At 35.3% G+C, this 561-nt stretch carries 1 protein-coding gene; it reads right to left on the reverse strand.

Annotation, left to right across the window (positions count from 1 at the left end; genetic code table 11):
- Positions 1–89: 89 nt before the first annotated feature.
- A complete protein-coding gene (locus tag K5R64_RS10170; RefSeq protein ID WP_220763207.1) occupies positions 90–518 on the reverse strand; it encodes a hypothetical protein in 429 nt (142 codons plus the stop codon).
- Positions 519–561: the final 43 nt, after the last annotated feature.

The following is a 561-nucleotide window of genomic DNA, read 5'->3' on the forward strand; positions in this document are numbered from 1 at the left end:
TTCTTTGGCTTTGCTTTGTTTGGATGCTCTTCTTCTAATTTTTCGATAATAAACCTGTCTGTCTATCCCGAACAAATAACAGGTAAACGCTACTGTTTTTTGTTCTTTTTTTCTGAAGTAGTCGATTGTTCGGGTGGAGAGTTTTTTCGTATATCGATGTGATATTCTTTCTCGGCTAGATCTATCATCATATCAAACAAGATCGCTTTTTTGTCTGCGACATAAGCTTGTCGTTCCAAAAGAGCCTTTTGTTTTTCTAATAACTTGACCTGAGCTTCAAGTTCCATTATTTTTTGTTCAGGTGATTTTGGCATATTGGAAGGGGTTTGGGTTTCCCAATCAAAGTTACCAAATTTTCGTAGCCATTGAACAACCGTCGAACGTGATTGTATACCATAGTTTAGACAAGCTGAATAAGTGGATAGTTTTCCTTGTTCTATTTCTTGAACAACCTGAAGTTTAAAAGACATTGAATAGTCTTTTTGAGTTCGCTTTACATAACTAGAGATTTCTTTCATAACGATGTTTTTTTTTGTGTATCGTTATTTCAGGACGGGACAA

Source organism: Flavobacterium sp. UMI-01 (assembly GCF_019656315.1).
In the GTDB taxonomy this organism is placed as follows: domain Bacteria; phylum Bacteroidota; class Bacteroidia; order Flavobacteriales; family Flavobacteriaceae; genus Flavobacterium.

Coding starts and splice junctions, on each gene's coding strand:
- K5R64_RS10170 (WP_220763207.1), bottom strand. CDS start 518: ATGAAAGAAATCTCTAGTTATGTAAAGCGAACTCAAAAAGACTATTCA.